This window comes from Mycobacterium sp. TH-M15 (assembly GCF_057473705.1).
Genome location: NZ_JBYCLB010000661.1, coordinates 1 through 8,393, shown reverse-complemented (window position 1 = coordinate 8,393; position 8,393 = coordinate 1). Strand labels below are relative to the sequence as shown.

6 protein-coding genes are annotated in these 8,393 nt (G+C 70.6%); all 6 read right to left on the bottom strand.

The window, feature by feature from the left end; genetic code table 11:
* Positions 1-4,324, bottom strand: a 4,324-nt coding sequence (locus AC2VNT_RS16185; RefSeq protein ID WP_486947822.1) for a protein kinase domain-containing protein, incomplete at its 3' end; no start/stop codon positions are given.
* Between the two features lie 4 nt (positions 4,325-4,328).
* Complete coding sequence (locus AC2VNT_RS16180) at positions 4,329-5,186, bottom strand: DegV family protein (protein ID WP_486947821.1); 858 nt, start codon at positions 5,184-5,186, stop codon at positions 4,329-4,331.
* Positions 5,187-5,356: 170 nt separating this feature from the next.
* Entirely contained in the window at positions 5,357-6,238 is an 882-nt protein-coding gene (locus AC2VNT_RS16175; protein WP_486947820.1) for a DegV family protein, read from the bottom strand.
* Positions 6,231-7,124, bottom strand: a complete 894-nt coding sequence (locus tag AC2VNT_RS16170) for a DegV family protein (RefSeq protein WP_486947819.1) — start codon at positions 7,122-7,124, stop codon at positions 6,231-6,233. Before AC2VNT_RS16170 ends, AC2VNT_RS16175 begins: the two co-directional genes overlap by 8 nt.
* The gene (locus AC2VNT_RS16165) at positions 7,117-8,007 is read right to left on the bottom strand and encodes a DegV family protein (protein ID WP_486947818.1); all 891 of its coding nucleotides are present in this window, start codon (positions 8,005-8,007) and stop codon (positions 7,117-7,119) included. Before AC2VNT_RS16165 ends, AC2VNT_RS16170 begins: the two co-directional genes overlap by 8 nt.
* Positions 8,000-8,393: DegV family protein (locus AC2VNT_RS16160; protein WP_486947817.1), on the bottom strand; the 394-nt coding region annotated here is incomplete at its 5' end. The genes AC2VNT_RS16165 and AC2VNT_RS16160, both read right to left, overlap by 8 nt.

The following is an 8,393-nucleotide window of genomic DNA, read 5'->3' as shown; positions in this document are numbered from 1 at the left end:
AGATCCGCGCCGCCAGGATGACGGCGTGCCCGAAGAAGTCCTCCTGTTCGCGGATCACCTCTCCGGTGTGCAGTCCGATCCGGATGCGCAGCAGCTGATTACCGGATTCGTCGAGACGCGTCGCCAGGTCACGCTGGATCGCGATGGCGCAGCGGATCGCGCTGCGGGCGCTGGCGAAGGCGACCATGAATCCGTCGCCCTGCGCTTTGACCTCGAAGCCGCTGTGCTCTGCCAGATGCCGGCGGATGAGCGCGTTGTGGCGGTGCAGCAACTTCAGCCACCGCTCGTCGCCGAGCTGTTCGGCGAGCACCGTGGAGCCCTCGATGTCGGAGAACATGATGGTGACCGTCCCGTCCGGCGCCGCCACCGAGCTCAGGTCGGGCCGACTGATCTCGGCTGACCTGGCGACGCTGTCCAGCGCGGACCACCCGAGGGCCGGCCGCTGCTCCTGGCGCTGCTCTCGGCGCTCCCGACGTTCCTGACGCTCTTGGTGCTCCTGACGCAGCCGGGTGAGTCGCTCGGCCTCGCCGCGCATGCCCATCCGCCCGGCGAGCGCAAGACCCTGGTCGATCAGGGCCAGCGCCTTGTCCCGGCCGGCCGGCTCGGCGCCGTCGAGCAGCAGCCGGGCGTACTCGCAGCAGACCCGCGGCGTCACGTAGTCGCAGCCGATCTCGGCGTTGCGCACCAGCGCGGCCTCGAAGTGCCGCGCCGCGTCCTGATCGCGACCGGCCGCGACGGCGGCGAAGCCGAGGTATCCGTGGTTGGAGCCGAGACAGCCGGAGCCGGCCAGAAACAGCGTGCACCGGTCGGCGTACGGAGCCAGCAGCTCGTACAGCTTGCCGGCCGCATCGCGGTCGCCGACCGCGAGTGACGCGATGGACAGCGCACAACCCGACGTCAACCAGTCGCTGCTGCGCCGCAGCCCCTGGAAGCCGTCGCCCGACAGATCCGCGGATCGGGTGCGGGCCTCGTCGAGCTTTCCGATCTCGGCGAGCAGCCAGACGTAGGCCGCCGGCCACGCCTGGCCGTAGCGAGCGGCGGCTTCCCGGCCGGCGTCCTCCAGCTGACCCAGGCTACCGTCCGCCAACCGGATCAGGAACGACTGGGCGCCGAAGACCACCGCCGCCACCTCCGGCTGGGCGCGCTGGCCGATCGAGAGCGCCGTCTGCGCCAGCCGTTCGGACTCCTTGAAGCGGCCCTGCATCAACGCCCGCATGGTCCGGAACACCGCCGCCTGCCACAGATAGCGTGGCTGGCGTAGCTCACCGGCCAGCCGGTCGCACACCGTGATCTCCACGTCGACGGCCCGGAAGTCGCCGAGCTGGGCGAGCGCGATCAGCCGCAGGTGATGACCCTCGAACTCCATGTCGCGGTCACCGACGATCCGGGCGAGCCGGACCATCTCCCCACCCGAGGTGATGGCCTCCTCGATGCCATCGGGGCCCAGCATCGACCACTGCCGGCTGTGCATGGCCAGCAGCAGGATCTTCGTGTCGCCGACCCGCTCGGCCATCTCGATGGCCTGGGTGCTGGTCCGGTCCGCCTCTTCCAGTGCGCCCTTGCGGCGCAGCTCGAGAGCCAGCCGGGCGAGCACCCGCACCCGCAGCGCACTGTCCCGCGCCGGCAACACCTCGAGTGTCTCGTTGAGCATCGTCACCAGCCGCTCATCGGCGCGGTCGGTGATGGAGAAGCCGCCCAGACCCCCGCCGTAGCCGAGCGCGGCGCGGGCGTAGTGGTCGTTCAACGCCAGGTCACGGGCCATCGACGCCGCCTCGCCGAACGTCTGCCGGGCACCCTCGGCGTCGCCGGCCCGCGACCGGGCATCCCCGAGTGCCAGCAGCAGATCGCAACGTCGCTGCGGCACCACCTCCGGGAGCGTGTCGAACAGCCGCAGTGCCGTCTCGAACAGGCTCACCGCGTCTTCGTAGCCATACGTTGCCGCCGCCCGTTCACCGGCCCACCAGGCGTAGTCGGCGGCTTTGGCGACGTCACCCTCCGGAGCCGCCCTGGCGAAATGGAACGCGATCTGCGACAGATGCGACTCGATTCGGTCCTCGTAGAGTTCCTCCAGCGCTTCGCCGGCGGCGATGTGCAGCTGTGCGCGGCGCAACGCGGGCAGGTCGTCGTAGAGCGCGTCCCGCGTCGCGCCGTGTGCGAACACGTATCGGCCCGGCTCGCCGACGGCCTGCCGCACGATCGCCCCGTCGAGCGCCGGCTGCATCCGGGCCAGCACGACGCCCGCCTCGAGCTCGCTGATATGCGTCAACAGCTGCACATCGAAGACCCGGCCGATCACCGCGGCGGCCGACAACAGCTCGAGTGTCTCGGCCGGCAGCTTCGCCAGCCGATGGGAGATCACCTCCCGCACGCCGCGGGGAATCCCGAGCTCGCCGCCGTCGGGGATGTCGGTAACCCAGCGGCCGTCTCGCCAGTCGAGCACCTCGGAGTCGATCAGGTGGCGGATGATCTCCTCGGTGAAGTACGGGTTGCCGTCCGACTCCCGGCAGACCGCCTCGGCGAGGGTGAGTTCGTCTCGCTGTTCGAGCGGTTGCTGCAGCACCGCTTCGAGCATCGCCTTGACCTGCTGATCGGAGAGGCCACGCAGCTTGATGTGTGCGTAGCCACGCTCCTTGCTGAGGACGGTGAGCACCTCGTTCAGATAGTGGTCACCGGCGAGTTCGTCGTCGCGGTAGGTGCCCAGCAGGAACACCCGGGATCGGGCCAGCTCACGCGCGACGAACGACAACAGCATCAGCGACGGCCGGTCGGCCTGGTGCAGGTCCTCCAGGAAGATCGCCAGCGGCTGGCGTTCGGAGGCGCCGACCAGGAACCGCGCGATCGAGTCGAAGAGCCGGAATCGGGCCTGCTCCGCGTCGAGCGGCGGCGACTCCGGGATATCCGGCATCTGCTCGCGCACCTCCGAGACGATCTGCGCGATCTCGAACGCGCCGGAGCCCAGGTCCGAGGCGACCGACGTCGCGTCGTGGTCGTGTGCGTAGTCGCGGATCACCTGCGCCCACGGCCAGTACGCGGGGGCGCCTGCGCCGGAGTAGCAGCGGCCCCAGAGCACCTGCGCACCCCGCAGTGCCGCATACGCCGCGACCTCCGAGGCGAGCCGCGACTTGCCGATCCCCGACTCACCGCTCACCAGTACCCAGCGTCCACGGCGGCCGACCGCGTCGTCGACCGCGGTGCGCAGCTGCTGGGTCTCCCGCTCCCGGCCGAGAAATGTGCTGTCGGTGATCCGGTCGAGCGCCGCCACGTCATGAGTGGTGCTGGGCCCGCCGGCGACCGCGGCGGCGATCAGCCCGAGTGCGTCGCGAACCTCGGTCGCACTCTGCGGCCGCGCATCCGGCGACTTCGCCAGCATCTTCAACAGCAGCTGGTCCAGTGCCGCCGGTATCCCGGTGCGATGCCCGCTCGGTGCCAGCGGGGCGGTCGACACGTGCTGGGAGACCACCGCGGCGGTGGATTCACCGACGAAAGGCGGCATGCCGCAAAGCAGTTCGTAGAGCAGGGCGCCGAGCGAATAGATGTCCGACCGGGCATCCGACCCGCGGCCCAGACTCTGCTCGGGCGGCATGTAGGCGACGGTTCCGATCATCGTCCCCTCGCGGGTCATCCGGGTGGCCCCCTCGGCGACGGCGAGCCCGAAATCGCCGATCTTTGCGGTGCCGTCCGGCGTCAGCCAGACGTTCTGCGGCTTGACGTCCCGGTGCACCACACCGTTGTTGTGCGCGTGCGCCAGCCCGCTGGCGATGTCGCCGCCGATCCGGACCACCTCTTCGGTGGCGAGCCGGTGGTCGGCCGCAGCCGAGAGCAGCCCATACAGGTCACCACCGGCCATGTACTGGCTGATCAGGTACAGCTGCCCGTTCTCCTCGCCGAAGTCGTACACGTTGACGATGTTGGGATGCTCGCCGAGCTTCGCCATCGCGGCGGCCTCCCGGCGGGCGCGGCGCACGGCGTTCTCGTCGGACTCGCTGGCCTTGAAGACGGCCGCGGCCACCTCCCGCTGCAGCCGGATGTCGGTGGCCAGATACACCCGCTTGCCGGCGCCCTCGCCGAGCAGCCGGCCGATCGCGTACCGCCCGTCGGCAAGTGTCTCCGGGGCCGCCGGGGTGGCGGGCTGCTCCGGCTTGGACTCGGCGGTCAGCCCGCCGCCGCACTCGTCACAGAAGCGCTGCGATCCCGGGTTGCGGGCGCCGCACATCGGGCAGGCGACTTCGATCGCGAGCGGCGCGCCACAGTTGCCGCAGAACTTGGCCTGGGGCCGGTTCGCGGTCCCGCACTTGGCGCAGTCGACGCTGGTCGTGGTACTCATCCCGCTACCTCAACGCCGTACCGGAGACTGCGCCGACGAACAACGCTCCCGGCCCGATATGGGTACCGACCACCGGGCCGGTGTCGGATACGAACTCGGGCGGCGCGTCGAACACCTCGGACAGCCGCCCGGCGAGCAGCTGCGCATCCTCGGCGGCGTGGATGTGCTGGACGAACCATCGGTCGGCGCCGAGCGAGCGCGACTGACGCATCAGCTCGATCAGCCGCTCGACTCCGCGTCTGCGGGTGCGCACCCGCTCGGCGGCCTTCAGCTCCGACTCGATGACCAGAATCGGCTTGACGTCGAGCACCGACCCGATCCAGGCGGCGGCGGTGCCGACCCGATCACTGCGCCGGAGGTATTCCAGGGTTCCGGCCAGCGCCCAGGCCTTGACCTCCTTGCGGGCGTGGTGCACGCGCTCGATCACGCCGTCGAGGCCGGCTCCCCCGGCCGCGGCCCGCGCGGCCGCGATCGCCTGCAGCCCCAAGTGACCGGAGAGGCCGCCGGAGTCGATCACCGCCACCCGGTCGACGCCGAACTTCTCCGCGATCCGCCGCGCGATGGTGCACGTCTCGGACATCGATGAGCCGATGCAGATCGCCACGACCCGCCGGTGGTGTTCCAGCAGCCGCTCGTAGGCGACGGCGAAGTCCTGGTCGGTGGGCGGCGAGGTCGTCGCCGGCTCGGCGGCGGCGGCCAGATCCGCGTAGAACGCGTCGTACTCCTCGTTCAGGTCGGCTTCCCGGCGCCAGCCGTCGCCGCCGAGGTCGTAGTAGAGCGAGACGACCTCGATCCCGAGCCGCTCGGTGAGCGCTCGCGGCAGGCCCGCGGTGCTGTCGGTGAGGATCGCCGTCTCAGCCATGCGCGTCCCCCAGCGGCGACCCGCCTTCGGCGGGTCCACATTCGCGGCCTCTCACCCGACCTGGCATAGGCCACCGCCCAGCCACACCTCAACGGTACCGTGACGGAGGTCACACAGAAAGCGGTTCGCCGACTTTCGTCGAAGCCCGGCCCGTCCGGTTCCCGCCGACATCAGCCCGGCTCGCCGTCCAGCGCGGCCCGGGAGAGGCCGGCGACCGCCAGCGCCCCCGGGCCCCAGTGCGTTGCGATCACCGGCCCAACCTCACAGACGAACTCCGCCTCGGCGTCGAACATCTCACCGATTCGCTCGGCCAGTCGCTGCGCGTCCTCGGGCGCGCCGGCGTGGTGTACGAACCATCGATCGGCGCCGGCCGCGGCACGATGATGTCGAACCAGTTCGACCAACCGCTCGACCCCGCGCCGCCGGCTGCGGACCCGCTCAACCGGAACCACTTCGGACTCGATCGTCAGGATCGGCTTGAGGTCGAGGGCCGATGCGACCCAGGCGACGGTGTTGCGGACCCGGCCGCCGCGACGCAGATACTCCAGCGTGTCCAGGAGCACCCAGCCCCGGGTCTCGTGGCGTGCTCGACGCACCGCTTCGATCACCCCCGCACGGTCAGCCCCCGCGGCGGCGGCCCGCGCGGCCGCCACCGCCTGCACGGCCAGATTGCCGCAGGTGCCCGCGGAGTCGATCACCGTCACCCGCTCACCGCTCGCCCCGGCGGCAAGCCGTGCCGCCGCCTGCCGGGCCATCGAGCAGCTCTCCGAGATTCCCGACGACGTCAGCACCGCGACGACGGCGTCGTGCTGCGCCAGCAGCGGTTCGAATGCCGCCCCGAAATCGTCAACGGTGGCCGGTGCCGTCGTGGCGACGGTGTCCGACGCGTCCAGCTCCGCGAAGAACCGGGTCAGATCGCCGTCGAACTCCAACTCGCTCACCGGGCCGGCGCCCAGGTCGTAGTAGGCCGCCGTCAGCGTGATGCCGAGGCTGTCGACGAGCGCAGCCGGCAGGCAGCTGCTGCTGTCGGTGACCACCGCGACATCAGCCACGCGCACCGTCCAGGGCCGCACCGGGCAGACTCCCGACCGCCAGCGCTCCGGGACCGACGTGCGTCGCCATCGCCGGCCCGACCTCGCCGACGAACTCCGGTTCGGTGCCGAACATCGCGCGAAGACGGTCCGCCAGCCGCTGGGCATCCTCGCTCGCGTCGGCGTGCTGGACGAACCACCGATCCGCGCCCACCGCCGCGCGGCGCTGCCGCATCAGCTCGACCAGTCGCTCGATCCCGCGCCGGCGGGTACGCACCCGTTCGACGGCCTTGATCTCCGATTCGATCGTCAGGATCGGCTTGACGTCGAGCGCGGACCCGATCCAGGCGGCGGCACTGCCGATCCGGCCGCCCCGGCGCATGTATTCCAGCGTGTCCAGCAGCGCCCACGCCCTGGCCCCCTGGCGCGCTTGATGCACTCGGTCGATCACCCGCGCACGACTCTCCCCGGCGGCGGCCGCCCGCGCAGCCGCCAGCACCTGCACCCCCAGCTGGCCGACCCAGCCCGCCGAGTCGATCACCGTGACCCGCTCGCCGCCCGTCTGGTCTTGGCCCTCGGCCGCCAGCCGCGCCACGGCCTGCCGGGCGTTCGAGCAGGTCTCCGAGATGCCGGAGGAGATCAGCACCGCGACGACCGCACTGTGCCGGGCCAGCAGCCGGTCAAAGACCACCAGGAAATCCTCGACGGCGGCCGATGACGTCTTGGCCACCGTCTTCGACGCGTCCAGTTCGGCAAAGAATCCCGGCAGATCACCGTCGAACCCCGACTCCCGCAGCGCACCGGCGCCGAGGTCGTAGTACTGCGAGACGACCGCGATGTCGAGGCTGTCGATCAGCGCACCCGGCAGGTAGCAGGTGCTGTCGGTGACGATCGAGACGTCAGCCATGCCCGCTGTCCAACGCCGATTCGGGAAAGCCTCCCACCGCCAGCGTCCGGGGACCGAGGTTCGTCGCGCTCGTCGGGCCGAGCACCGAGACGAACTCGGGTTTCTTGCCGAACAACCGGGTGAGCCGATCGACCAGCCGTTGCGTGTCCTCGTCTGCGCCGGTGTGATGCATGAACCAGCGGTCGGCCCCCACCGCACGCTGCTCTCGCATCAGCTCAACCAGGCGCTCGACACCCCGGCGGCGGGTGCGGACCCGCTCGACGGCCTTGAACTCCGATTCGATCGTGATGACCGGCTTGATGTCGAGCACCGAACCGACCCAGGCGGCGGCGCTGCTGGCCCGGCCGCTGCGCCGCAGATACTCCAGCGTGTCGAGCAGAATCCACATCCTGCTCTGCTGACGCAGCCGGCGCGCCGCCTCGACCACCCCCGAGACGTCCAGTCCCGCGGCAGCCGCCTCTGCGGCAGCCACCGCCTGCAAGCCCAGCAACCCGCCGGACGTGGCCGAGTCGACCACCACCACCCGCTCCTCATCCGTCCGGTCAATGCCCTTGGCCTGCAACCGTTTCATTGCCTGACGTGCGTGCTCGCAGGTCTTGGAGACGCCCGAGGACAGCAGCACCGCCACCACCGCGCCGTGCCGGTCCAGCAGTTGCTCGAAGACCGACACGAAATCCTCGACCGAGGTCGGCGAAGTCCTCGCCACGCCCTCAGCCGCATCCACCGCTGCGAAGAATCGGTCGAAATCGCCGTCGAAGTCCAGCTCGCGCAGCGGACCGTCGCCGAGTTCGTAGTAGTGCGAAACCAGCGTGATGTCGTGACTGTCGGTCAGCGCGCGCGGCAGATAGCAGGTGCTGTCGGTGACCACCGTCACGTCAGCCATGCCCGACACCCAGCGCTGCCGCCGGCACGCCGCCCACCGTCAACGCTTCGGGGCCGATGTGGGTGGCGATCACCGGTCCCATCTGACAGACGAATTCGGGCTTGGTGCCGAATATCCCGGCGAGCCGGTCCACCAGCGGCTGCGCTTCCGCACGGGTACTCGTGTGCTGCACGAACCATCGATCGGCGCCGACCGCGCGGCGCTGCTGCATCAGCTCCACCAACCGCTCCACGCCACGCCTGCGGGTTCGCACCCGCTCAACGGGCTTCATCTCCGACTCGATGGTCAGGATCGGCTTGACGTCGAGCACCGAGCCGATCCAGGCGGCGGCACCGCCGACCCTGCCGCCGCGCCGCAGATACTCCAACGTGTCCAGCAGCGCCCAC